Below are 25,371 nucleotides of genomic sequence, written 5' to 3'. Positions count from 1 at the left end.
TAACTAAGTATTCTTTCTTCTTGTTTCTTTTTTCTTAATTTATAATTCCAATAGTTTCTCCCGAAACAAATCAGCATATTCTTTTATTACATTTTGGTCAAAATAGGGCTCTTGCTCAATTCTTCCAATGCATTTCACCCCCGTTTTATTCAAAATTATTCCTTCCGAAGCTTTGTTTTCTTCCCCACTAAAGATGATTCCGGCAATCTTTATTTTTCGATTTTGCAACGCCTCAATCGTGAGCAAAGTATGATTGATACTTCCCAAATAATGTCTGGAAACAACAATTATTTTATAATCAGGTTGAATCAAATCAATAACCAAATCCGTTTCATTTAATGGCACAAAAACACCCCCAGCTCCTTCTATTACTAAATGATTAGCTGTTTTAGGCTCCGTGATTTTCTTTAAATCAATAACAATTCCGTCTAATTCTGCTGCTAAATGCGGACTTGCCGGCGTATTCAAAGCATAACTATTAGGATGGATTACGGTCTTTTTATTGGACAAAAACGATTTTAGTTTATGACTGTCCGAATTTTCTAAATCGCCCGCTTGTATGGGTTTCCAATAATCGGCTTCTAAAGCTTCTGTAATAATGGCTGACGTTATGGTTTTACCTACATCGGTTCCAATTCCTGTTATAAATAGTTTCATTTATTATAATTTTACCCTGTCAGGGTTTTGAACCCTGATAGGGTGTCTTTAACTAAAAAACAAAGGTACTCAACAATCGTAATACTTCCGATATTTCTTCTTTTGAATTAAAGCTGTGCAGACAAAATCGCAATCGCTCCTGCCCTTCGGGAACCGTGGGCGAAAGTATAGCCTTGACATCAAAACCTTTTGCTTGAAGTTTTTGGGCTATGGATTTAACATTTTCATTTCCCGGAATAATAGCGGATTGTATTGCTGATTTACTTCGAACAAACAATTGTTTTAATCCTAATACGTTTTTCTCCTGGTTGAAATGAATGATATTTTCTCGAAGCTGTTCTATATTTTTATTTTCTTTGTTTAAATAGTGGTACCCCATTAAAATCGTGGCAACAGAATGTGGCGAAAGTCCTGTGGTGTAAATAAAGCTTCGGGAAAAATTTACTAAATAATCCCTCAATTCTGGAGCACCTAAAACCGCAGCGCCATGACATCCCAATCCTTTTCCGAAAGTCATAATCCGTGCGAAGACCTGATCTTGTAAGTTTAAATCCTGAACCAATCCCTCTCCCTTCTCCCCAAAAACGCCCAAAGCATGCGCTTCATCAACAACTAAATAACAATTGTGCTTTTCGGATACTTGCACTAATTCTTCGAGATTTGGCGTATCGCCGTCCATTGAAAAAACAGATTCGGTAACAATATAAATGACAGTATTTTGATTTCGAAGAATTAATCGTTCCAAATCCTCAAAATCATTGTGATTGAATTTATAGGCTTTGGCATTCGATAATTGAATTCCATCCCGAATGGAAGCGTGACACAATTCATCGTATAAAATCAAGTCCCCTTTTTGCAGAAGTGAACTAAAGAATCCAACATTAGCATCATAACCTGAATTAAAAATTAATGCCGATTCCGATTTATGAAACTGTGCTATGAAGTTTTCAGTTTTCGGATAAAGTTTATGGTTTCCGGATAATAATCTGGAACCCGTAGCTCCATTTTGAATCTCATTAGTTTCAATTAAATACTGATGTGTCTCGTGAAAAATAGTTTCTGATTTAGACAATCCAAGATAATCATTGGAGGCAAAATCAATCCCTTTACAGGATAAAGGCAATTGTCTCAAAGCATTGTTTTGCTTTCGGGCTTCAAGTTTAACAGATAGATTTTCTGGAAATTTTATCATAGGTCACAAAAATAAGCTTCTTTTTCGGTTTATATATTTTGTATCATTTTTGTTTGACGACTTTTTAAAATTAATGTGTTTATAAGGTATTAACTCCGTTTCCAAATCGGATTACATTATTCATAAAAATTAAATTCTTTGAAAATTAACAAATAAAAAATAATAGTCGAAATAAAATTGATTAAAATTTACGAAAACGGTTTCGATTCAATACTTCGTTAAAATTATGTTAAAATTGTCTTAAAATTTACTTCGAAGATATTTCATTATAAAATAGTTTTCTACTTTCGGCCATTATGAAACGAATTGCATCACTTTTCTTATTAGTAACATTGTTTTACAATGTTCTGGGATACTATCTGATGTTTGCCTATCAACAAGAGCAAGCATGGGTGACTAGTATGGAAAAAGCACCTAGTTCAGAGATGCATGTAATAAAATTGAATGCAACTTTATATTCTTTTATTGAAGACACTGATTTTGAGTATGTAAATGAAGATGTGGTTATTAACAATAAAAGTTTTCATATTTTCAAAAAAAGAATTCAAAATAACATCCTGAGCCTTTACTATCTTCATAATTCACATCAAGATGCAATAGGCAAAGATTTAAAAGATATTGTTGACAATCAATTATTCAATGGATCTTCTTCCAAAGATGCTCCTGTAAAAAAACTGATGAAATCTTTTCTACAGGATTACATTCCAAACAATACTGTTGCGGTTGATTTTTCTACAAAAACAGCTATACATTCGATTGAACCTATCATTACGCCAAACAAGGCATTAGATTCTGGATACTTTTCTTTATCGTATTCTCCACCAGATATCGCATAATCTTCTTTTATTTCTTGTGAAATCTTTCACAGAGGCAAACATTTGCAAAAGCATTATAATTCATGATTGCTTAAGCTAAAATGTACATTAATTACAAATATTAAAATTTACCAGTTAAAAAACACAAACCATTATGCTGTGTTTTTAAAAGCTCATCGTTTTTGAGAGTAAAATATTGGCCTATTTACTATTTTTAATTTGTAGTTGCGTTTTTCCGCTTTCTAATATCAAGACTTAAATTCATTTGCAAATCCCTAAAATGATTTCTTAAAACCATTTGTTTCAAAGTAATCTTTTATCCGTTCATTTTCTTAGTTAAACTAGACAAAAAATTGGCGAAAGCCAAAGAAAGTCCACATTTACAAAGTTAAGGAATCTATCAACCAGTTTACATTTTTTTAAAACCAACCTTACTCTATCGCGAAAGAAGTTGTTGTTGGTGAATTTTATACTATTAATCATTCAAACAAACCAAACCTTGAAAAATTTATCTTTTTTACATTCCGCTTTTATTTTTATTTTATTCCTTACAATTGCCTTTAATACCCAAAACATGACTGCTCAAGGTTGTGTAGCCGTACGCCAAATGGGAGGACAAAACATGAACTCTTCGAATTCCTATGATCTAAATGAAGGAGAATTTCAGGTTGGAACCAATTATCGCTATTTTCATTCTTGGAGACACTTTGTCGGCAAAGAAGAACAACCACAACGCCAATTAACTGGCGGTGGATTTGATTCAAATGGGAATGAACGCGGTAATGCAGTAAATATCTATTCACATGCAGTCGATTTAAATATATCTTACGGATTAACTGACCGTATCCAGTTGAATGCGACATTGCCTTATGTGAACAATGAACGCTCTCAAGTACTAAAACAAACTACACCCGTAAAAAACACCTATCGTTATAGTGTTTATGCTGATGGTATAGCTGATGCACGTTTAAGTGTAAACTATTGGGTTTTTGACCCTAAAACGGCAAAAAAAGGAAACCTTATGGTAGGATTAGGTGTGAAATTAAATACAGGTAGTCATGATCGAAGAGATGATGCTCCACAGGCAGACGGAACTACCAAAAGTGTTGTAATGGACCAAGCCATTCAACCTGGTGATGGAGGTGTTGGTTTTTCAGTAGAATTACAAGCTTTTAGACAATTAACAGGGCGTCTTTATGGTTTTGCAAATGGATATTATTTATTTAATCCAAGAGAATCTAATGGTACTTTCAAATCAGCACCAAAAGCAGGATTGGAAGGATATGAAATCTACGCTAGTCCAGACCAATATTTTGGACGCGCTGGTTTTATGGCTGCTGTGGACAAAAAAGAAAATTTCACGGTATCATTAGCAGGAAGATTTGAAGGAATCCCAGCTTATGACGCTTTTGGTGGTCAAGTGGCATACCGTCGCCCTGGATATGTTATTGCTGTGGAATATGGCTTTTCATATCGCATAGGAAAACATGGTTTTAGTCTTTACATCCCTTACAATGTTGTGAAAAACCGTATTCAAAGCGCTGCTGATATTGCTTCTCAAGATTTACAAAATTCAGTAATAACTGACCCAAGTAAATATGTACATGTTCAAGGTGATGCCGCTTTTGCTGATTACTCTATCAATGTTGGTTATTCGTATCGTTTCAATTTAAATAAAAAAATGACAATGTCAATGAAGCATTAATTTTTAGATTAATAACTGAAGAGAATTGATTCTCTTCAGTTATTTTTTTAGAAAAAAAATTGCAAAACAAAAGATTACTTGTGCCATTACATAATTAAACCATTTTATTAAAATGAAAAAATTTTACTTAAGTTGCTTATTATTAGCGCCTATTTTTATGAATGCTCAAACAGATATTGACGGTATCATGATGAGTAAAAACAATTTTTGTGTTGGAGCAATATATCAATATAGTAGCTGGGATGAATATTGGGAAGGATCTCTTAAAAGAGAGAATCAAAATCTTGGCACGGTATCCACAAAATCCATTGGACTTATGGGAAATTATGGTATCTCAGATAAATTGAATGCTATTTTTAGTGTGCCGTATGTAGAAACTAATGCTTCTGCCGGAACTATGAAAGGTCAAAAAGGAATACAAGATCTTTCGCTTACGCTAAAATACATGCCTCTGGAGAAAACAGTTGGCCAGTCAACCTATTCCATTTATGCATTGGGAAGTTTTTCAACACCTCTATCCGATTATCCTGCAGATTATTTGCCGTTGAGCCTTGGTTTACGAAGCAAAACAGCTTCATTGCGATTAATGGGAGATTACCAGAGAGGAAACTTCTTTACTACATTATCTGGTGCTTATGTAAAAAGAGCGAATATAACAATTGATAGAAATGCTTATCTAACTGACGAAATCCATTATACAAACGAAGTCGATATGCCTGATGCTATTTCAGTGAATTTTAGAGCTGGTTATCGTTCTAATAGATTAATTGCCGAATTTGTTATAGACAATTGGGTAACCCAATCTGGAGGATTTGACATTACAAAAAACAATATGCCTTTTCCAAGTAATACTATGAATGCACTAAAATATGGTGTTAATTCAAAATATACATTTAAAAAAATACCTGAATTATCTCTTGTAGCCGGTTATAACTATGTAGTAGAAGGTAGAAACGTTGGAAAATCAGACACCTTCTATGGTGGTTTGTTTTATGTGATTAATTTTAAAAAATAGTAAATCAAGATGAAAAATAATATACAAAAAACAGCCTATACAACTCTTTTAGCTTTATTTCTAGCTTGTACTTATTCGTGTAGTGATGATATAACTGAAAAAAACGAACAATTTCAAGCTTTAAATCCTACCAATACAGACGATTTAGCCGGAACTTGGAAAACTTTTTTATTAACAACTCCAAATGAATTCCCACTTGATGCACCCGTTGCTACAAGTACACCAGCTTACACAAGAGAAATCAATGAAATAAAAAGCTACCAAGTCAATATATCAGATGATCAAAAAAGAATAATAAAATATTGGAGCGCTGGTGGCGTTTTACGCTGGAATGAAATCATGAGAACTTTAGTGGCAAGACACAACCGTCCTCCTTATCAAAATGAAGATGGAACCTATCCTGCACCTTCTGCTGCGAATCCGTTTGCGAATCCGCAATTTCCATTTTCAAATCCACCTTATGCAGCTAGAGCGTATGCTTATGTAAGTGCCGCACAATATGATGCAATGGTTGCCACTTGGTATTATAAAAAACTATACAATAGAGCGGCTCCGTTTACTATCGATGCAACTTTACAAGTTTTAATACCAAAAAGCCCTATGCCTTCTTATCCTTCAGAAGATGGTGTATTATCAGGTGTTACAGTTGAATTATTAAAACTATTGTTCCCAACTGAAATCGCATATATTGACGGAAAAGCAGAAGAACAAAAACTATATCGTATTATTAGCGGTGCCAATGTTCGAAGTGATGTAGAAGCCGGAATCATTTTAGGTAGAAAGATTGCTGCCAAATTTATTGCACGTGCCAGTACAGATGGAGCTGGAGCTGCAATTGGAAATCAAGCACTTTGGACACAATTAGAGACACAAACTGCGGCTACTGGAGAAACGCCATGGAAATCTTTGGATTTACCGGCAAGACCACCTATGTTACCATTGTTTGGCAAAGTAAAATCATTCCTTATGACTCCTGAAATGGTTGTAGCGAGTCGTCCAGTAGCACCGCCTTCTACAAAATCAGAACAATTTGCAAAAGAATTAGCTGAAATAAAAGATTATGGTACTAATCCATCTAGAAAAAATATCGGAATCGTTGCCTTTTGGGCCGATGGCGTAGGAACTTATACACCACCTGGCCACTGGAATGCTATTGCCTCTGAATCATTTGTAGAACAAAATTATAGTGAAGTGCGATGGGCAAGAAACATGGCATTATTGAATATTGCCATGATGGATGCTGCCATTAGCTGTTGGGATGCTAAGTATACTTATTTTAATCCAAGACCATCACAAATGGATCCTTCCATAAAAACAATGACCGGAACGCCAAATTTCCCTTCTTATGTATCAGGTCATTCTACTTTTAGTGGTGCTGCCTGTGTCGTTTTATCACATTTCATTCCTGCAAAATCGCAAAGTTTTATAAATATGGCAAAAGAAGCATCTGATTCTAGAATGTTTGGCTGTATTCATTACAGAAGTGATTGCGAAAAAGGACTTCAATTAGGCGAAAAAGTAGGTGCATTTGCCGTTGCCAGAGCTGCCACAGACGGTGCTGAATAATTTAAATAAATAAGTTGATACTTTGTTTTAATGGTTTGTTTTAATATTTCATTTTATCAGCCAAAGCCTAACAGACGTTGGAAATCTGTTAGGCTTTTTATTCTTTAACGATTGAACTTCAAAATACAATAACAATCTTTTCTGATTTTGAAAAACAGGAAACGCATACAACTAATAATTTCATTATGAAACCAACATTCAACCTCCTATATTTTAGATTTAGCAAAAAAATGGAAAAACACAGTGTCAATATGATGCGAATTTCTCTTGCAATTGTCTATGTCTGGTTTGGTGCATTGAAAATTTTTGGAATGAGTCCTGCTGGTGATTTAGTAGAACAAACTGTTTATTGGTTTAAACCCGAAATATTTATTCCTATTCTTGGCATTTGCGAAGTAATTATAGGTCTTGGTTTGCTCATAAAACGATTCATTCCTTATACGATTGTATTGTTATTGATGCATATGGCAATTACATTTTTTCCCATTTTTATACTAAAAACAGTCTGTTTTGATGCTTTTCCCTACTGTCCTACTTTGGTTGGTCAATACATAATTAAAAATCTTATTTTAATTTCAGGAGCTCTTGTAATTGCAGCAAAATACAATGAAAAGTATTATGCTGAAATCAATTCGAAACTGATTATAAAATAAAAATTCAAATCCGTTTTTACATAATCAAAAGATTATCTATTTTTATAATTACAGCTAAAACAAATCGTAATTAATAAACGTGTTAATCATTAGAATTGGATGAAACCTATAATTTATAAAAGAGCGTCAAGTCTAGACGAACTAGAACAAATTAGAACACTACAATTACAAAATAGTTCTCAAAACATAAGTGCTGAAGAAAAATTTCAAGAAGGATTTGTTACCGTACAACACACCGTTGCCTTATTAGAACAAATGAATTCATCCTGCGCACATATTCTTGCAAAAGACAATGATATTGTAGTAGGTTTTGCATTGGTAATGCTATCTGGCTTTAGAAACGAAATTGAGGTTCTTATATCCATGTTTGAAAGAATTGATGGATTAGTTCCCAAGGATAAAACATTCGTTATAATGGGCCAAATTTGCGTAGATAAAAACTATAGAAAACAAGGAATATTTCGAGGTCTTTATCATTTTTACAGAGAGGAGCTACAACATGGATTTGACTATTTAATCACCGAAGTTGCCGCTATAAACCTTCGCTCTATGCAAGCACACGAATCGGTTGGTTTCAAAACAATCGATAATTATGAAGAAGATGATATTGTTTGGAATATCATGCTTTGGAATTGGACATAAAAAAAGCCTGACGATTAAGTTAGGCTTTAATTTTTTATGATCGAAATTACTTTAGTCCGCTAAAATAATAACTTTATTATCTTTCATTTCAATTGTTCCTGAAGTGATTGCTAGCGTATAATTTTGATCATCTAGCTTTATGAATTTACTGGCTACTTCTTTTGCAAAAGCAAAATTAGAAGCTGTAATTTTCACAACACCTTTTCCTAAAATAGAAACGATTGGTGCGTGGTTATTCAAAATTTGAAAGCTTCCATCAACTCCTGGCAATGTAACCGAAGTCACTTCTGCTGAAAATAATTTTGCTTCTGGTGATACTATTTCTAAAATCATAATTTTTAGTTTGCAGTCTCAGTTTACAGTCACGGTACGGAATACTGCGACTGTAAACTGAATCTTAATTTATGCTTCAGCTAACATTTTTTCTCCAGCTTCGATAGCTTCTTCGATGGTACCTTTAAGGTTAAAAGCTGATTCTGGTAAGTGATCTAATTCACCATCAATAATCATATTAAATCCTTTGATAGTATCTTTAATATCAACTAAAACTCCTTTTAATCCTGTAAATTGCTCAGCAACATGGAAAGGTTGAGATAAGAAACGTTGAACACGACGCGCTCTTGAAACGGCTAATTTATCATCTTCTGATAATTCTTCCATACCAAGAATCGCGATGATATCTTGTAATTGTTTGTATTTTTGTAAAATTTCTTTTACTCTCTGAGCACAGTCATAATGTTCATCACCTAAAATTTGTGGTGTAAGGATTCTTGAAGTTGAATCCAATGGATCCACAGCAGGATAAATCCCTAACTCAGCAATTTTACGAGACAATACAGTAGTAGCATCAAGGTGAGCAAAAGTTGTAGCCGGAGCCGGGTCAGTTAAATCATCCGCAGGAACATAAACCGCTTGTACAGATGTAATAGAACCTTTGTTTGTAGATGTAATACGCTCTTGCATCGCACCCATTTCAGTAGCCAATGTTGGTTGGTACCCTACCGCAGATGGCATACGACCTAAAAGTGCCGAAACCTCAGAACCTGCTTGTGTAAAACGGAAGATATTATCCACGAAGAACAATACATCTTTACCTTGATCAGTTCCTGCTCCATCACGGAAATATTCCGCAATAGATAATCCAGAAAGTGCTACACGAGCACGAGCTCCTGGAGGCTCATTCATTTGACCGAAAACGAAAGTAGCTTTAGACTCTCTCATTCCTGGCATATCAACTTTAGATAAATCCCATCCTCCATTTTCCATAGAGTGCATGAATTCATCCCCGTATTTTATAATTCCTGACTCTAACATCTCACGAAGTAAGTCATTTCCTTCACGTGTTCTTTCTCCTACTCCTGCAAATACTGAAAGTCCACCGTGACCCTTTGCGATATTGTTAATCAACTCCTGAATCAATACTGTTTTACCAACACCAGCACCACCGAACAATCCAATTTTACCCCCTTTTGAGTAAGGCTCAATTAAATCAATTACTTTAATACCTGTGAATAAAACTTCAGAAGAAGTAGATAAATCTTCGAATTTTGGTGCTTGTCTGTGAATAGACATTCCGTTTTCACCTGTTTTTGGCAAGTTTCCTAAACCATCAATGGCATCTCCAATTACGTTGAACAAACGACCGTAAACATCGGCACCGATTGGCATTTGGATAGGATTACCTGTTCCAACTACTTCATAACCTCTACTCAAACCATCTGTTGAGTCCATCGAAATGGTACGAACTGTGTTTTCACCAATGTGAGATTGTACTTCAAGTACTAATAATGTACCATCTTTTTTTGTGATTTCTAACGAATCATAAATTTTTGGAAGTTCAACATCCTTTCCGTTGAAAACAACGTCAACTACTGGGCCAATGATTTGGGCAACTTTTCCTATTACTTTAGACATTACTTATGTATTTATTAAATAGCTATTTAGGTTTATGAAATAATACCAACCGAAACTTATCGATTAGACACTTTTTTCAGTGTGCAAAGATAATTTTTTAAAATATAAAATCAATATTTTTTTTTATAAAAAACAGCATAATTTTATTGCTTTGTTTTTAATGACCTTTCAAAACACACAAAAACCTATTATTTGGATAAAAACAAAAAACCACCACGTCATAAAACGGGTGGTTTTTTAGGCTTGACCAAAATTATGATTATGGAATTATGGCTGGATATAATATTGGATAATGACTCAAATCAACAGGTTTTAATGTTGAAGAATATTTAGCATTAATGGCAGCCGTAAAAGCATTTGCAATTAATGCATAACCTCTTGGTCCTGGATGAACACCATCAAGCGAAAACGCTCCACCAGTTACATAAGTAGAAGTAAGTGTAAAACTATTACTAACAATTCCTCCACTTGACAATTGAGTCATAATCACTTTTGTGTCAACAAAAGCCAATCCTTTAGCATCAGCAATTGCTTTTATGGTAACATTATAAGCATCAGTAGCAACTTTAACATCCGCAATTTCAGTTGGTATCAATACATGTTTGTCTTGTAATGGATAGGTGATTCCAAATTTATTTAAAGGTGACGACGGCGCTATTCCAATACCGGAATCAGTCGCTGTAGGAGCTACTCCTATTGCAGATTGCGTTGGCAAAAGCACTAAATCAGCAGCAGTAGCTTGTCGAGCTTGTCCAAAAACACTTCCGTAAAAAGCTGCAGTAGTCGCACCCAAACTTGGAGTAAAAGCCACGGTTAACTGAGCAGACAAATTCACCAAAGACTCATCTTTAATCAACATTGGATTAGCCGCCGTTGCAGAAAGAAGGTTAATTCTATTTCCTGCATCTAACCCCGTTAACACTTGTTTTAGTGGTCCATACAATTGAGTATTTAAAGCAGTTATAGTAGCTTGACCAACGGCTTCACTACCACCACCAAGAACTTTAGCCGTCAATGGATTGTAAGGAACGGTCGTAAAATAAGGAAGCGTACTTACATAAGGAAGGTTTGCAACCACTCCTTTTGCGCCATTTGCCGTTAAATTAGTAACCAAACTTGAATAAACATTTGCAAAAACAATAGGATCAGTTATATCATTTCCACCATAAGTAGCTGGATTTGAATTTCCGGTTTGATTCACACCAATTCCACCAGAAGTTGCATAACCTAAAACATCATTACCCCCAATCCACAATGAAAAGAAAGTAGGTGTTTGAACTAAAGCATCTGCCAAAACGGTTGTTCCAGATGAAGTTGCAAATCGTGCAAAATAAGGATTTGCTTTACCCGTTGGAACCCCAGCAACATTTCCATAACCTGACGCTACCAAATGATAACTTTTAGCCCCTGGAACTCCTAAATTATTAAATGGTCCAGTAATCTTAGCACTAACTTCAGTCGTAGGTGTTCCACTAACCGGTACAGGTCCCGTACCGTTAAAATACAAACGAACTCCAGCAATTACATTTCCTCCCAATAACAATCCTCCAAAATTATCTGATGTAAAAGGCGTTTTGAAGTCTCCTCCTCCAGCAGTAGCAAATTGCTGAGCCACTATATTCACATAAGAACCTTCTTGCCCTTTTTTGAAAAGTGCACCATCACTATATCCTGCAGCAAAAGAATCCCCTAATGCTACATATTTTGTAAAACTAGCCGTCCCTGAACTCACTGGCTCTTCAACAACAGTTGTATTATCATCATTATTACATGCTACAAAGCTTAAAGAAACCAATAGTAGCCATTTGAAATTTTTTATCATGGTTGTATTTTTTTTTAAATTAAAGCCTTAATTATGGGTTGATTGTCCAAGAGGCAAAAAACTGCTGTCCAATTAATCCCGCACCTAACACTTGAGTATATTCTTTTCCACCAATGTTTGAAGCTCCTAACTTAAGAGTTGATTTTAGTTTTGGCATATTATAATTTACTTGAGCATCGATTACTGTTGCTGAAGCAATCATACCATCCACCATTGTAGATTGCCACAAATACTCGCTATTCCATCTTCCGCTAACGTTAAATCCGAAATTATCAAATAACTTTTCGTTTCCAAATGATGCTTTTACTCTATGTTTTGGTGTATTAAAACCAGCTTCAAAACTTGGATCTTTCTCTTGATCAAAATTAAATTCAGCATAATTATAGTTCACACCAACTTCAAAATTTCTATATACTTTTTTAGAAAGCCCAATACCAAAACCAAGGGATTTGATTTCTATATTAGTATTCGTATACAATTGATACGCTCTGTAATTACCATTTTGAAGCGCATGTAATGACTGTGCTCCAGAATCTGTTGGTCCTCCTAAAGGATTTGGAGAGTCTTGAGCTGTACCATAAAAAGGAGCTACAACATTTAAATTTCCAATAAAGTCATTGTAAATATTATAATACCCATTGATATCAATTGACACGTCTTTTATGAATGAACGATATCCTAACTCAAATGCTTTAACCTGCTCTGGTTTTACATAATTTACATTTGTTTTTCTCAACAAAGCTGACCCAGCTACAGGATTACTCGCTGCCAAGGCACTGAACGCGCCTACCGAAGATGCTGTGTAGGAGTTATTGTAAGCATTCAATCCCGTCATAACAACAGTTGATCCACCAGCAAAAGCTTGACCTACTGCAGTCGAAACCGGTAAAGTTTCACTATATCTTGTTAAGTTATCAGGAGCTGAACCAAGCAATATAGCACTTCCCACATTGAAACCAATGTATTGATCTTGAGTTGATGGATTTCTAAAACCGGTTTGAAAAGAAGCTCTAAAGTTGTGTTTCTTACTTTCTCCTGCAGAATATACTAGAGATACTCTAGGTGAAAAACTACCATCGAAATTTTTTGATTTATCATAACGAAGAGATCCTGTAAATTTCAATCTGTCCTCTACAAATCTTTTTGTTAACTGCGTATAAGCACCATATTCATTATAATTAATAGGTCCGTTTGCATCGGTATAAATTCTACCATGAGAATTTAATTCATATAATCTAAAAGACCCCCCAACTTGAATTTCGGCAAATTTTATAACATCCTTAAAATTATAATTTGCATCCGAATGGTATATTTTAGAATTATCAACCAATTTTGAACCTGAAAGTACACTTGGATCAGCAATTACTTGATTGAAAGCATTTTTAAACTCTGGCGAACCTGGCAAAAATCTACCTGTATCAGCAGTAGCTCTAGCCGCTATATGCGCATTTTCAGGAGTCATACCTGCTAATGTAGACTGAATGTAAGCACCTGCATACTGTCCAAACCATGTTTTATCATCTTTCCATTTTCTATTTATGTTAATACCAGTAAAAAGCATATCATAAGAATCTCCACCATCTTCAGTTGTAGTATACCCTCTTACAAAAAAGTTTTTCCCTTTAAATTCTAATTTATGTTGTTGCATAAAAAAGTTATTTAAATAATATCTATTAGCCCCTTGATATACTGCATTTCCAAAACCAAATTTACTTTGCCAAATGATTTCTAAATTTTCATTTCCAAAGGGTCTGTAATGAAGAGAGAAATCAATTTTAGTATTACTTGCTTTGTTATCTGTTAAATTAACCTCGTTATACCCAGTTCTACTTACATTATAGTTAGGAAGTAAGTTTACAGCTCCTTGAGGTATTAATCCTAAAGTAGCTAATGATTGTCCAACTCCTTTTAAATTTGTGGTAACTTCATCCCCATATACATTTATCCCGTCATAATTCACATTACTTCTGTCAATACCCGGATGAGTCTTGTCATCATAATTTGTTGCATGCCAATCTGTACCTCTCATATAAGTAAAGTTTACTTTACCTGCTAATTTTGAACTAAACGCATGCGCCATTCTCACTCCATAATCAATAAAGTCGTTTGACCCCGCAGCCTCTTGACTGGTTTGTCCATATTTTGCGTAAGCTGTAATTCCCTGACTTGTAAATGGACTTTTACTATTCATAAACAAAATACCATTAAAAGCATTTGCCCCATATAAAGCAGAAGATGCACCCGGCAATAACTCAACACTTTGAACGTCTATTTCTGAAACACCAATCAAATTCCCTAATACAAAATTCAACAACGGCGAAGAATTGTCCATTCCGTCAACCAATTGCATAAAACGGGTATTCGCCACAGTGGCAAAACCACGAGTGTTTATTGACTTAAAAGACAAACTACTGGTATTCATCTGAACTTCTTTCAAATTCTCTAAACCATCATAAAAGGTTGGAGATGCTGTTTTTTTAATATCAGCAATACTCATTCTTTCAATCGTAACCGGAGATTCTAATACTCTTTCTGGAGTTCTTGAAGCAGAAACAACAATCTCATTCAATTTTGTTTCTTCATCAGCAAGTTTAACCGTCACTTTTTGATTATTTGAAGAAACATTAACTCTTTGAGAACCATAACCTACGCTTGTAATAGTAAGCACATAAGGAGGCTTTTTTGATGAATTTAAAGTAAATTTTCCATCGATGTCAGTAATGCTACCAGCGGTTTCTCCAACAATTTTGATGTTGGCTCCAGGAATAGGTTGATTGTTACTGCCTGTAACAATACCTGAAATTGTGTTTTGAGCAAAAGTTAGGCTACAAAAAAACAATGACAAAAAAAGTAAATACACTCTCATTGGGTTATAATTTGTTGGTTTATGAAGCCAAAATACAAATATTTTTGATATTAATAAAAAAGAGCCTTTAAAATTTCATAATTATCAGTGATTTTAACCCATTTATACTTATTCTTTATTTTTTGTTTTTTATTTTTTGTTAAAAATTAAGTAAAAACATCAAAACAACACTATGCATGCATATAATAAATGCATTAATCTTAATAATTTTATTAATTTTTAGCTATTTAATAAAAATGATTTCAAGAAGAAAAAAAATCATTTTTCAAGATATTTTTTCTTCTTGGCAAAAAAAACAAGCATAAAAAAACCTCGAAAGAAAAATCTTTCGAGGTTATATCTTAAAGCAAATAATATCTTATTATTCTACAGTAACTGATTTTGCTAAATTACGGGGCTGATCAACATTACAATCTCTCATAACAGCAATATGATATGACAAAAGCTGTAAAGGAATTGTTGTTATTAACGGTGACAATGCATCTGAAGTTTCAGGAATTTCGATTACATAATCTGCCAATTCACGAACTTGAGTATCACCCTTGGTAACTACTGCAATAATTCTTCCGCTTCTAGATTTAATTTCCTGGATATTACTGACAATCTTATCGTAATGACCTTGCTTTGGTGCAATAACCACTACAGGCATATGCTCATCAATAAGTGCTATTGGACCATGTTTCATTTCAGCAGCCGGATACCCTTCTGCATGAATGTATGATATCTCCTTAAGTTTCAATGCACCTTCAAGAGCTACCGGGAAATTATATCCTCTTCCTAAATACAAACAGTTAGGAGCATCTTTAAATGTAGCAGCAATTTCTTTTGCTCTTTCATTTGTCTCTAAAGCCTCTTTTACTTTTTCAGGTATGATTTCTAATTCCTGCAAATACCTATGGAAATCTGTATTAGACATTGTTCCTTTGGCTTTAGCCAAACGCAACGCCATCATTGTCAATACTGTAATTTGAGTAGTAAATGCTTTTGTGGACGCTACACCTATTTCTGGTCCTGCATGAGTATAGGCTCCTGCATGAGTTTCTCTTGAAATAGAAGAACCTACGACATTACAAACTCCAAATACAAAAGCTCCATTTTCTTTAGCCAATTTTATCGCTGCCATAGTATCAGCAGTTTCTCCTGATTGAGAAATTGCAATCACAACATCTTTACTGCTTATTATCGGATTTCTATATCTAAATTCAGAAGCATATTCAACTTCAACCGGAATTCTGGCAAACTCTTCAAATATATATTCCGCCACTAAACCAGCATGCCAAGAAGTACCACAAGCCACAATTATTATTCGGTCAGCATTTAGGAATTTTTCTAAATTATCCTCAACACCAGACATTTGAATAATTCCTTCATTTGCATGAAGCCTACCACGATACGTATCTTTAATTACACTTGGTTGTTCGTAAATCTCTTTCAACATAAAGTGATCGTAACCTCCTTTTTCTATTTGCTCCAAATTCATTTGAAGTTCTTGAATATAAGGATCAACTAAAGAATCATCTTTAATTTTTCTTACTTTCATTGGTTTATGCAACCTTATATTGGCCATTTCACCATCCTCTAAATAAATGGCATTTGACGTATATTCAATAAATGGAGAAGCATCAGAAGCGATAAAATATTCCCCTTCACCTACACCAATTGCTAACGGACTTCCTAAACGTGCCGCAACAATTTCATTTGGATTTTTTTTATCAAAAACGGCAATTGCATAAGCACCAACCACTTGGTTTAAAGCAACCTGAACAGCCTTACCAATTTTTAATTTTTCTTTTTTCTGAACTTCTTCTATAAGATTTACAAGAACTTCAGTATCTGTATCAGAATGAAAAACGTATCCTCTTTTTATTAACTCCTTTTTCAATGGAGCATAATTTTCAATAATTCCATTGTGAATTATAGCCAAATCACCTGAATTAGAAAGATGCGGATGCGAATTCACATCGTTTGGAACACCATGTGTAGCCCAACGTGTATGTCCCATTCCTATAGTTCCATTAATAGAAATTTCTTTTACAGCTCTTTCTTCTAAATCTACAACTTTACCTTTAGTTTTAGAAATTTTTAAGTTCTCGCCATCATATAACATGACACCGGCACTATCATACCCTCTATATTCTAATCGTTTCAACCCTTTTATAACAATAGGGTAAGCTTCTCTATAACCGATATATCCAACAATTCCACACATAGCTTTACTTAATTAGGTTTTGTATAAAAAATTTCAAGTTTTAATCTTTTGTCATAATTAGGATCTCCGAAAGGAATGTTATTCCCAAATAAAATGGTCCCTAATGGATTCATTACACTGGCTTTTGGAGCTTGAGTAATAAATCCATTTGGCGTCCTCAATTTATATGAAGCAACGGTGCTTATATCTTCAGTAACCACTAATCCTAATTTAACATTAGTTGAATCGACATTTTTAATAAGATTACGAATCTGATTTGTAATCCTGATTTTATAAGTCAATCCTCTTTTAGAAGTTGCATCTGTATTTATATTACCATCAAAAACCGTTTTTGATTTTTTAACATCAATACTTGTTGAAGCGTCATTGTAATAATCAACAACAGGCCTATGATTTGTAAAATCGTACAAATAAATCCTTCTTGGCTCATAGTTATTAGCCATTGTACTTGCATCAATATGGAAAACGAGATTCGCTTCATTGACCAGCCACTTTTTACCATCAGCCGGATATCTCAAATCATCTAATTCATCTGAAACCCCATTAGGGCCAGTTAGCTTTCCGTCAACATCATATCCTTTCAAATCTTTTTTATCAAATAGATCAATGATAGCCAAAGAACCTTCACCACCTTTCAAATATAATTTCCCATCTCCAGCAGTTGTATTTCCAGTATTTGGCAACGCATTGTAGGCAACACCCGCAGCTCCAAAGCTATTATTCAATAAACTTACAGAATTTCCGGTCATGTTAAGAACGATACTTTTTTTAACCCGCGTTATAGTGGTTACTCCACTCGCTGTAGTAGATAAATCTTCATTATAATTAATGGTAATTTTTCCAGCTTTGAAATTCAACATCGCTAAATTTCCTTCACTGCTTCCGGATTTTTCCATTTTAAAATAAAGCCCTCTAAAATACTCTTTGAAAACATCATTTGAGGCCAACTTACCAGCAATTGCACCGTCAATAATCTTTGTTTTAAAATAGCCTTTATTCAAATTCAACTGCATTCCCGGAGGAGTTCTTGTTACAGTCTCTACTTTAGTAATAGAATCCGTTATTTTAACAACATGTTCCGCTGGATCAAAGAAAAAATTATCGTTCTGAGCTAAATCAGCGTTATCATTCAAACGACTGGAAGCTTTAGCATTCTCGAAATCAGTATTTTGATTGGTATAATATTTTTGAGCTAGTTGAAATCCACCTGTAGGATCAGTATCTCTCATGTAATATCCAGATTCGTGAATACTTAATTTCATTGGTGCCTTATCCGCACCATAAATTGAGTCTAATGTATAAACATGACTACCATCAGTATTTGTAACTGTTTTCGAAGCATTGTAATAATAAGGAATCGTCAAAACTACACTTGTAACAAAAGGTCTTGTACTTACAGTTGTAGCACTTATAACGGATGCCAAAGTCAATTGTGTGTTAAAATTTGCAGTCGTTTCTCCAAAGTTAGGGTTTTTATATATTCCTAATGAATTAATAGCAAGATTATCAGATTGAATAGGTCCAATTTTTTGGTTATAAGCCAACACATTTGATGTATATGTGCTAAGATCAAAATGGTTATCCCCAATTAAATCTCCACCAATCGCATTATAATCTTTATCACAGGAATACAAAAGAATGATACTTGATAAAACCAGTATTTTCTTGAAAAAAGAAATATTGTACATATTAAATAATAAAAGTTTAATTTAAAGAACCTCGTTTTTATAGAAATTAGTATACGCTTCCGCGAATTTATCTTTCGGGACGAAAGGTAAAAAAGGTTTACCCGAAGATTCTATAAATTTTGTTAAACTTGAAGACAGGTTTTCTGAAGCAATAATTACAGCATCAGAATGCATTACAGTTGCTTTTATAATATTTTCATAATCCGGAACTACTAAATCAGCTATTGCCTCATCAGGAATACCGTCAAATTTCACCTTATTTATCATCTCTACATCTAAAGTCCCTTCAAAAGACTGACTGTAAACTGAGGTTACAATCTTTGTTTCTGAAAATAAAGCTTCATTTTTATAAAAATGTTTCATGTAAATAGGCAACATTGCCGCCATCCATCCATGAACATGAATAATATCAGGAACCCAATTTAATTTTTTCACGGTTTCTACCACTCCCTTTGCAAAGAAAATAGCGCGCTCATCATTATCTGGGTACATAACCCCTTCTTCATCAGCAAATGTGGCTTTCCTTTTGAAATATTCATCATTATCAATAAAGTAAACTTGAATCCTCTCTTTAGGAATTGAAGCTACTTTTATAATCAATGGCATATCTAAATCATTTACTACCAAATTCATCCCCGAAAGTCTAATTACTTCGTGTAATTGGTGTCTTCTCTCATTTATATTTCCATATCTAGGCATGAAAATTCTTATTTGGCCTCCCTGATCATTAATCATTTTCGGCACGTCATAAGACATTAAAGAAACCTCATTTTCAGCGAGATAAGGCACCACTTCAGATGATACATATAATATCCTCTTATCTTTCATATTGTAATTTACTTAGTTTATTGGTAATAAAAACCACGCAAAATTACAAAATTTTATGCAGTTATTAACTAAAATATTATGTTTGCATTTAATTTTAATAATACCACCATGCATATTTTCTATGGAAAAGCAGCTTTGAGAGACTATTTGAAATCTATCAAAACTTCAAATTCCACCATTGGATTCGTTCCTACTATGGGCGCTTTACATCAAGGTCATTTGGCTTTAATGCAAAAATCGTTACTGGAAAATAAAAATACCGTAGTGAGTATTTTTGTAAACCCTACCCAATTTAACAATCCGGAAGATTTAGCAAAATACCCACGGACATTAGAAGAAGATGTAAAAAAACTTACTGCTTTGAGTCCAAAAATTATCTTATATGCTCCAACTGTTGAAGATATTTATGATGGGCAGCCACTATCTCAATCTTTTGATTTTGACGGATTAGAAAACCAAATGGAAGGAGAATTCAGACCCGGACATTTTAATGGTGTTGGCACTATTGTAAAACGTCTTTTTGAAATTGTAGCACCTACAAACGCCTATTTTGGCGAGAAAGATTTTCAACAATTGCAAATCGTCAAAAAAATGGTTGCTAAAGCCAACTTGGAAGTAAATGTAATTGGTTGTCCAATTTACAGGGAATCCAACCATCTTGCCATGAGCTCCCGAAACGAACGTTTATCCCCACATGAAAGAGAAGAAGCCGCAATAATCTACAAAACACTAACTATTACCAAAGAAAAGTTTCAAACAGAAAGTCCCGAATCAGTAACGGAATGGGTTAAAAAAGCTTTCGAAAACAACACTCTTTTCACATTAGAATATTTTGTAATTGCTGATGAGGAAACACTATTGCCCAGCGTAATAAAAGAACCAAATAAGAAATACCGTGCTTTTATAGCCGTTTTTGTCAACAATATTCGTTTGATTGACACCATTTCATTAAATTAATTTACTTTTGTAACATGCAAATTCAAGTCGTAAAATCAAAAATACACCGAGTAAAAGTAACTGGAGCCGATTTAAATTATATCGGAAGTATTACTATTGACGAAGCATTACTAGATGCTTCTAACATCATTGAAGGTGAAAAAGTTTCCATTGTAAACATCAACAATGGAGAGCGCTTTGATACGTATGCTATCAAAGGCGAGAAAAATTCAGGTATCATTACATTAAATGGTCCAGCAGCTAGAAAAGTACAGAAAGATGATATTATCATCATTATATCCTACGCAACTTTAGAATTCGAAGAGGCTAAAACCTTCAAGCCGTGGATTATTTTTCCAAATGAAAATGATAATTCATTGACGTAGATTTTTAGAATAAAAACAAATTGTTTGCTTTTTTGAACTGTAGTGTTTTTTGCTATTTCTATTTTAATAAAAGTAGTATATTGCTACTCCATTTAGAATAAATTTAATTTCTAAAACACCCAAATCATGAAACAAGTAGTACTCTTTTTACTCTTTTCTATTTCAGCATTTTCTCAAAAAACAACACTCCCTTTCAATTCAAACAAATTAGGAAGCCGGGAAATCACTATTGGATTACCGCCATCCTATGAGAAAAATCCAAACAAAAGATATCCAATACTCATTTTACTTGATGGTGACTACTTATTTGACCCCTTTTATGGGGCTTTGAACTATGGTGCCTATTGGGATGATTTGCCAGAAACAATAGTTGTTGGCATTAACCAAAACAAAAAAGACGAACGAGTAGACGACAGTAATTATGATGCTGCAAATGGTGTTCCTACAGGAAAAGGAGCTGAATTTTTTGAATTTATCGGTGGGGAATTACTCCCGTATCTCGAAAAAAAATACCGCACCGCACCCTTCCGAATTATTGCGGGACATGATACCACAGCAGGGTTTTTAAACTTTTTTCTATACAAAGACGCGCCATTATTTAACGCCTATATTTCTTTAAGTCCAGAACTGGCTCCTGAAATGGAAAACCGTATCCCAGAAAGACTTTCGAATACAAAACAAGCTATATTCTATTACCAATCTACAGGAGATGGTGATGTAAAACAACTTCTGGAGCCTATAAAAAGCCTCGACCAAAATATGAAGCTAGTTACAAATCCTTTAGTCAATTACAAATTTGATAATTTCAAAGGAGCCTCACATTATTCACTCGTACTTTATTCGATACCAAATGCTTTGTATCAGTTTTTCGACTCCTACAAACCAATTTCATCAACTGAATACGCCGATAAAATTGCTATACTTCAAGCTGGTTATGTAGATTATTTGACGAATAAATACGATATTATGTCAAAAAATTTAGGCTTAAAAATTCCCATTCGAATCAATGATTTCAAAGCAATTGAAGCGGCAATTCTAAAAAACAAAGCCTATCAAGAATTGGAAAAACTCTCTGATATTGCCAAGAAAAATTATCCAAAATCCATGCTTGCCAATTATGAATTGGGGCTTATGTATGAAAAAATGGGTGATGCAAAAAAAGCAGCAAAATTATATCAGTCCGCTTCACAATTAGAAGAAATTGGATCTTTGACCAAGGATATGATGTACCAAAAATATGACGATATGAAAAGTCTAACACCAAAAAAATAATGTCAAAAGTAAAAACTACTTTTTTTTGTCAAAACTGCGGAGCGCAATATGCCAAATGGCAAGGACAATGCAATTCCTGTAAAGAATGGAATACTATAGCCGAAGAAATCATTCAAAAACAAGAAAAAGCAGCTTGGAAAAGCGAATCCACTTCCAGCAATAAAGCACCAAGACCATTAAAAATAAACGAAATTGATTCCACTCAGGAAATCCGAATGGACACTACTGACAGCGAACTCAACCGCGTACTTGGTGGCGGAATAGTTCCCGGTTCTTTGATTCTTTTAGGCGGTGAACCCGGCATAGGAAAAAGTACACTTTTACTTCAAATATCCTTAAAATTACCTTATAAAACCTTATATGTTTCGGGCGAAGAAAGTCAGAAACAAATAAAAATGCGTGCCGAAAGAATCACGCCAAGTGGAGATAATTGCTATATTCTTACCGAAACCAAAACCCAAAACATCTTCAAGCAAATTGAAGCTATACAGCCTGAAATCGTGATTATCGATTCCATTCAGACGCTTCATACCGATTATATCGAATCTACTCCGGGAAGTATTTCACAAATACGGGAAACAACCGCCGAACTGATAAAATTTGCCAAAGAAACCAATATTCCCGTGATTCTTATTGGTCATATTACCAAAGACGGAAACATTGCCGGACCAAAAATCCTGGAGCACATGGTGGACACCGTTTTACAATTTGAAGGAGACAGAAATCATGTGTATCGTATTTTGCGTTCGCTAAAAAACCGTTTTGGTTCTACTGCTGAAATTGGTATTTATGAAATGTTAGGCAATGGTTTACGAGAAGTTTCGAATCCTTCGGAAATATTGATTTCACACAAAGACGAGGAATTATCAGGGACTGCAATTGCCTCGACATTGGAAGGCATGCGTCCACTTATGATCGAGATTCAATCCTTGGTAAGCACCGCAGTTTACGGAACGCCACAACGCAGCACAACAGGTTATAATGCCAAAAGACTGAATATGATTCTGGCCGTTTTAGAGAAAAGAGCTGGTTTTAGGCTTGGCGCCAAAGATGTTTTCCTCAACATAACCGGAGGGATTTCGGTAGATGATCCTGCGATAGACTTAGCTGTTGTCGCTGCTATTTTATCCTCGAATGAAGACATTCCTGTAAATAAAAATTTTTGTTTTGCTGGCGAAGTGGGACTTTCAGGGGAAATTCGTCCTGTAAACCGCGTGGACCAACGCATTCAGGAAGCCGAAAAATTAGGATTTTCGACCATTTTCGTTTCGAAATATAATAAAATTGCCTTGAAAAACACGGGAATTAAAATTCGATTGGTCGCAAAGATTGAAGACATCGCAAGTGAATTGTTTGGATAAGACTCGATTTACTTCCATAAAAAATACTCAGCAAAGCATTTCAAAATCAGCTATGTAAACACAAATTAGTTTCAAATTTATAACAAAATTCAGGAAATAAGTAAAATGAGTGTCTTATTTAGTTTTTACTTGTAACTATTTATCCTTTATGAAAACAAATAATATTACACGATAAAACACATAAATTATGAATCTAAAAATAAAATGCATCGGGTTTATGCTACTGGCAATTCCCTTCTTTTCACAAGCGCAGCATGCCGAAAACCAAAATGCTTTCCCTGTTCAGATAACCACTGCAAACGGAATTATAGAAGGCGAATTTGATGTAAAAACAAACATTCAAAGTTTCAAAGGAATTCCCTTCGCACAACCTCCAGTAGGTAATTTACGATGGAAAGCGCCTCAAGCTTTGCCGAATTGGACAGGCGTAAAACAAACGAAAAAATTTGGGCCAAGAGCAATCCAGTCCAATGTATTTGGCGATATGGGTTTTAGAAGTGACGGCACGAGCGAAGATTGCCTATATCTTAATGTTTGGTCTCCTTCCAAATCTGCCAATGAAAAACTTCCTGTTTTAGTTTATTTCTACGGTGGTGGTTTTGCTGCTGGCGATGGTTCAGAAAATCGTTATGATGGCGAAAACATGGCCAAAAAAGGAATAGTAACCTTAACCGTAAACTATAGATTAGGGATTTGGGGATTTTTCTCCCATCCGGAACTGACCAAAGAATCTCCTAATCACGCTTCAGGGAATTATGGATTATTGGATCAAAATGTTGCCTTAAAATGGGTACAGGCCAATATTTCAAAATTCGGAGGAGATCCAAAACGTGTAACTATCGCAGGAGAATCAGCTGGTTCAATTGCCGTAAGCGCTCAAATGGCTTCTCCATTATCAAAAGGTCTTATTGCAGGAGCTATTGGTGAAAGCGGCGGTTCAATCTTTCCTACTTTATCTCCAGTTCCTTTGGCCGAAGGTGAAAAAATAGGTCTTGAATTTGCCAAAAAAATTGGAGCTTCATCCTTAAAAGACCTTCGCGCTATGTCTACTTTTGAGCTGTATCAAAAATCAGTCGGAACAAGTTTAGGCGTTTTCAAAACAACAATTGACGGTTATTTTTTACCAAAATCGTTACCGGAAATTTTTGAAGCCAAACAACAAGCTATGGTTCCTTTACTATTAGGATGGAATTCGGAGGAAATGACCTACCGCGCTTTAACAATGGGAAAAGACTTAGATAATGAAAGTTATATTCAAAAAATCAAGGAATTATATGGCAACAAAGCAGATGAAGTATTGAAACTATATCCCATAGGAACTCCTGAAGTAACGGAGCAATCTGCCACTGATTTAGCAGGAGACCGTTTTATTGCCTACAGCACTTGGAAATGGTTCGATTTGCATCGAAAAAACAGTACACAGCCTGTATATCGTTATTATTATGCACACCCAAGACCCGAAATGCGCGACAATGAACTTGAAGCTGCTCTTGCTGGCGGTGTCATTAAAAAAGACAAAAACACTCCAAAAGCACCCATACCAAAAGGGGCGGTTCACTCTGCAGAGATAGAATATGCAATGGGAAATTTAGCCTCTAATAAAAACTATGCTTGGACTGACGAAGATTACAAAGTTTCGGATACCATGATGAACTTTTTTGCCAACTTCATTAAAACAGGAAATCCAAACGGTGATAAACTTCCGGTTTGGCCAATGGCAAAAAACGAACAAAATCCAGAGATTATGGTTATTGATGTAAATTCAAAATCGAAAAAAGCCGAAAATGAAGCGCGTTACTTATTTTTAGAAAAAGAATATTCGAAAAAATAATTTTCCTGCTTTC

The 25,371-nt window shown here is 34.6% G+C and carries 20 protein-coding genes; 11 read left to right on the top strand and 9 right to left on the bottom strand.

Annotation, left to right across the window (positions count from 1 at the left end):
* Positions 1 to 39: 39 nt before the first annotated feature.
* Together bioD and ACM55I_RS00430 are read right to left on the bottom strand one after the other, a co-directional pair.
* Positions 40 to 657: a dethiobiotin synthase gene (gene bioD, locus ACM55I_RS00435; RefSeq protein ID WP_416844821.1), complete on the bottom strand. Its 618-nt coding sequence runs from the start codon at positions 655 to 657 to the stop codon at positions 40 to 42.
* Between the two features lie 52 nt (positions 658 to 709).
* Positions 710 to 1,846 (bottom strand): aminotransferase class I/II-fold pyridoxal phosphate-dependent enzyme, encoded by a 1,137-nt coding sequence (locus ACM55I_RS00430; RefSeq protein WP_416844926.1) that lies wholly within the window; start codon positions 1,844 to 1,846, stop codon positions 710 to 712.
* 299 nt (positions 1,847 to 2,145) lie between these two features.
* On the opposite strand from ACM55I_RS00430, the gene ACM55I_RS00425 reads away from it, so the two are divergent.
* From ACM55I_RS00425 to ACM55I_RS00400, 6 genes are all read left to right on the top strand, one after another.
* On the top strand, positions 2,146 to 2,685 hold the full coding sequence (locus ACM55I_RS00425; protein WP_416844820.1) for a hypothetical protein: 540 nt from the start codon (positions 2,146 to 2,148) through the stop codon (positions 2,683 to 2,685).
* Between the two features lie 478 nt (positions 2,686 to 3,163).
* Positions 3,164 to 4,369, top strand: coding sequence for a hypothetical protein (locus ACM55I_RS00420; RefSeq protein ID WP_416844819.1), 1,206 nt, complete (start codon positions 3,164 to 3,166; stop codon positions 4,367 to 4,369).
* Between the two features lie 112 nt (positions 4,370 to 4,481).
* Positions 4,482 to 5,384, top strand: coding sequence for a hypothetical protein (locus tag ACM55I_RS00415; RefSeq protein WP_416844818.1), 903 nt, complete (start codon positions 4,482 to 4,484; stop codon positions 5,382 to 5,384).
* Positions 5,385 to 5,393: 9 nt separating this feature from the next.
* Complete coding sequence (locus ACM55I_RS00410) at positions 5,394 to 6,950, top strand: vanadium-dependent haloperoxidase (RefSeq protein WP_416844817.1); 1,557 nt, start codon at positions 5,394 to 5,396, stop codon at positions 6,948 to 6,950.
* Positions 6,951 to 7,180: 230 nt separating this feature from the next.
* Positions 7,181 to 7,603, top strand: a complete 423-nt coding sequence (locus ACM55I_RS00405; protein ID WP_416844816.1) for a DoxX family membrane protein — start codon at positions 7,181 to 7,183, stop codon at positions 7,601 to 7,603.
* A gap of 99 nt (positions 7,604 to 7,702) precedes the next feature.
* Positions 7,703 to 8,245 (top strand): GNAT family N-acetyltransferase, encoded by a 543-nt coding sequence (locus ACM55I_RS00400; RefSeq protein WP_416844815.1) that lies wholly within the window; start codon positions 7,703 to 7,705, stop codon positions 8,243 to 8,245.
* A gap of 51 nt (positions 8,246 to 8,296) precedes the next feature.
* On the opposite strand, the gene ACM55I_RS00395 is transcribed toward ACM55I_RS00400, so the two are convergent.
* The 7 genes from ACM55I_RS00395 to ACM55I_RS00365 form a co-directional block, all read right to left on the bottom strand.
* Positions 8,297 to 8,578, bottom strand: a complete 282-nt coding sequence (locus ACM55I_RS00395) for a FoF1 ATP synthase subunit delta/epsilon (protein WP_416834936.1) — start codon at positions 8,576 to 8,578, stop codon at positions 8,297 to 8,299.
* A 69-nt stretch (positions 8,579 to 8,647) separates the two neighbouring features.
* A complete protein-coding gene (gene atpD / locus ACM55I_RS00390; RefSeq protein WP_035668832.1) occupies positions 8,648 to 10,159 on the bottom strand; it encodes a F0F1 ATP synthase subunit beta in 1,512 nt (503 codons plus the stop codon).
* A gap of 259 nt (positions 10,160 to 10,418) precedes the next feature.
* On the bottom strand, positions 10,419 to 11,981 hold the full coding sequence (locus tag ACM55I_RS00385; protein WP_416844814.1) for a G-D-S-L family lipolytic protein: 1,563 nt from the start codon (positions 11,979 to 11,981) through the stop codon (positions 10,419 to 10,421).
* 31 nt (positions 11,982 to 12,012) lie between these two features.
* Positions 12,013 to 14,847, bottom strand: coding sequence for a TonB-dependent receptor domain-containing protein (locus tag ACM55I_RS00380; RefSeq protein ID WP_416844813.1), 2,835 nt, complete (start codon positions 14,845 to 14,847; stop codon positions 12,013 to 12,015).
* 361 nt (positions 14,848 to 15,208) lie between these two features.
* Positions 15,209 to 17,056 carry a glutamine--fructose-6-phosphate transaminase (isomerizing) gene (gene glmS, locus ACM55I_RS00375; protein ID WP_416844812.1) on the bottom strand — a complete coding sequence of 616 codons (1,848 nt, stop codon included), beginning with the start codon at positions 17,054 to 17,056 and terminating at the stop codon, positions 15,209 to 15,211.
* An 8-nt stretch (positions 17,057 to 17,064) separates the two neighbouring features.
* Entirely contained in the window at positions 17,065 to 18,744 is a 1,680-nt protein-coding gene (locus ACM55I_RS00370) for a DUF4270 domain-containing protein (RefSeq protein ID WP_416844811.1), read from the bottom strand.
* A gap of 21 nt (positions 18,745 to 18,765) precedes the next feature.
* Positions 18,766 to 19,572, bottom strand: coding sequence for a glycogen/starch synthase (locus ACM55I_RS00365; protein ID WP_416844810.1), 807 nt, complete (start codon positions 19,570 to 19,572; stop codon positions 18,766 to 18,768).
* 78 nt (positions 19,573 to 19,650) lie between these two features.
* On the opposite strand from ACM55I_RS00365, the gene panC reads away from it, so the two are divergent.
* The 5 genes from panC (at position 19,651) to ACM55I_RS00340 (ending at position 25,358) form a co-directional block, all read left to right on the top strand.
* A complete protein-coding gene (panC, locus tag ACM55I_RS00360; protein ID WP_416844809.1) occupies positions 19,651 to 20,529 on the top strand; it encodes a pantoate--beta-alanine ligase in 879 nt (292 codons plus the stop codon).
* 14 nt (positions 20,530 to 20,543) lie between these two features.
* A complete protein-coding gene (panD, locus tag ACM55I_RS00355; protein ID WP_035668843.1) occupies positions 20,544 to 20,894 on the top strand; it encodes an aspartate 1-decarboxylase in 351 nt (116 codons plus the stop codon).
* A 126-nt stretch (positions 20,895 to 21,020) separates the two neighbouring features.
* Complete coding sequence (locus ACM55I_RS00350) at positions 21,021 to 22,166, top strand: alpha/beta hydrolase (protein WP_416844808.1); 1,146 nt, start codon at positions 21,021 to 21,023, stop codon at positions 22,164 to 22,166.
* Complete coding sequence (gene radA / locus ACM55I_RS00345; protein ID WP_416844807.1) at positions 22,166 to 23,527, top strand: DNA repair protein RadA; 1,362 nt, start codon at positions 22,166 to 22,168, stop codon at positions 23,525 to 23,527. The genes ACM55I_RS00350 and radA overlap by 1 nt, the downstream gene beginning before the upstream one ends.
* Positions 23,528 to 23,714: 187 nt before the next feature.
* Entirely contained in the window at positions 23,715 to 25,358 is a 1,644-nt protein-coding gene (locus ACM55I_RS00340) for a carboxylesterase/lipase family protein (protein ID WP_416844806.1), read from the top strand.
* The last annotated feature ends 13 nt before the right edge of the window (positions 25,359 to 25,371 follow it).

Source organism: Flavobacterium algoris (assembly GCF_048158525.1).
GTDB lineage: Bacteria > Bacteroidota > Bacteroidia > Flavobacteriales > Flavobacteriaceae > Flavobacterium > Flavobacterium algoris.
This window is presented reverse-complemented; position numbering and strand designations above follow the sequence as displayed.

What these genes read in the sequence shown, in the direction of transcription:
- ACM55I_RS00340 (WP_416844806.1), top strand. Translation starts at nt 23,715, where the DNA reads ATGAATCTAAAAATAAAATGCATCGGGTTTATGCTACTGGCAATTCCC.
- bioD (WP_416844821.1), bottom strand. Translation starts at nt 657, where the DNA reads ATGAAACTATTTATAACAGGAATTGGAACCGATGTAGGTAAAACCATA.
- ACM55I_RS00400 (WP_416844815.1), top strand. Translation starts at nt 7,703, where the DNA reads ATGAAACCTATAATTTATAAAAGAGCGTCAAGTCTAGACGAACTAGAA.
- ACM55I_RS00425 (WP_416844820.1), top strand. Translation starts at nt 2,146, where the DNA reads ATGAAACGAATTGCATCACTTTTCTTATTAGTAACATTGTTTTACAAT.
- ACM55I_RS00365 (WP_416844810.1), bottom strand. Translation starts at nt 19,572, where the DNA reads ATGAAAGATAAGAGGATATTATATGTATCATCTGAAGTGGTGCCTTAT.
- ACM55I_RS00380 (WP_416844813.1), bottom strand. Translation starts at nt 14,847, where the DNA reads ATGAGAGTGTATTTACTTTTTTTGTCATTGTTTTTTTGTAGCCTAACT.
- radA (WP_416844807.1), top strand. Translation starts at nt 22,166, where the DNA reads ATGTCAAAAGTAAAAACTACTTTTTTTTGTCAAAACTGCGGAGCGCAA.
- atpD (WP_035668832.1), bottom strand. Translation starts at nt 10,159, where the DNA reads ATGTCTAAAGTAATAGGAAAAGTTGCCCAAATCATTGGCCCAGTAGTT.
- glmS (WP_416844812.1), bottom strand. Translation starts at nt 17,056, where the DNA reads ATGTGTGGAATTGTTGGATATATCGGTTATAGAGAAGCTTACCCTATT.
- ACM55I_RS00370 (WP_416844811.1), bottom strand. Translation starts at nt 18,744, where the DNA reads ATGTACAATATTTCTTTTTTCAAGAAAATACTGGTTTTATCAAGTATC.
- ACM55I_RS00415 (WP_416844818.1), top strand. Translation starts at nt 4,482, where the DNA reads ATGAAAAAATTTTACTTAAGTTGCTTATTATTAGCGCCTATTTTTATG.
- panD (WP_035668843.1), top strand. Translation starts at nt 20,544, where the DNA reads ATGCAAATTCAAGTCGTAAAATCAAAAATACACCGAGTAAAAGTAACT.
- ACM55I_RS00350 (WP_416844808.1), top strand. Translation starts at nt 21,021, where the DNA reads ATGAAACAAGTAGTACTCTTTTTACTCTTTTCTATTTCAGCATTTTCT.
- ACM55I_RS00405 (WP_416844816.1), top strand. Translation starts at nt 7,181, where the DNA reads ATGGAAAAACACAGTGTCAATATGATGCGAATTTCTCTTGCAATTGTC.
- ACM55I_RS00395 (WP_416834936.1), bottom strand. Translation starts at nt 8,578, where the DNA reads ATGATTTTAGAAATAGTATCACCAGAAGCAAAATTATTTTCAGCAGAA.
- ACM55I_RS00410 (WP_416844817.1), top strand. Translation starts at nt 5,394, where the DNA reads ATGAAAAATAATATACAAAAAACAGCCTATACAACTCTTTTAGCTTTA.
- ACM55I_RS00385 (WP_416844814.1), bottom strand. Translation starts at nt 11,981, where the DNA reads ATGATAAAAAATTTCAAATGGCTACTATTGGTTTCTTTAAGCTTTGTA.
- panC (WP_416844809.1), top strand. Translation starts at nt 19,651, where the DNA reads ATGTTTGCATTTAATTTTAATAATACCACCATGCATATTTTCTATGGA.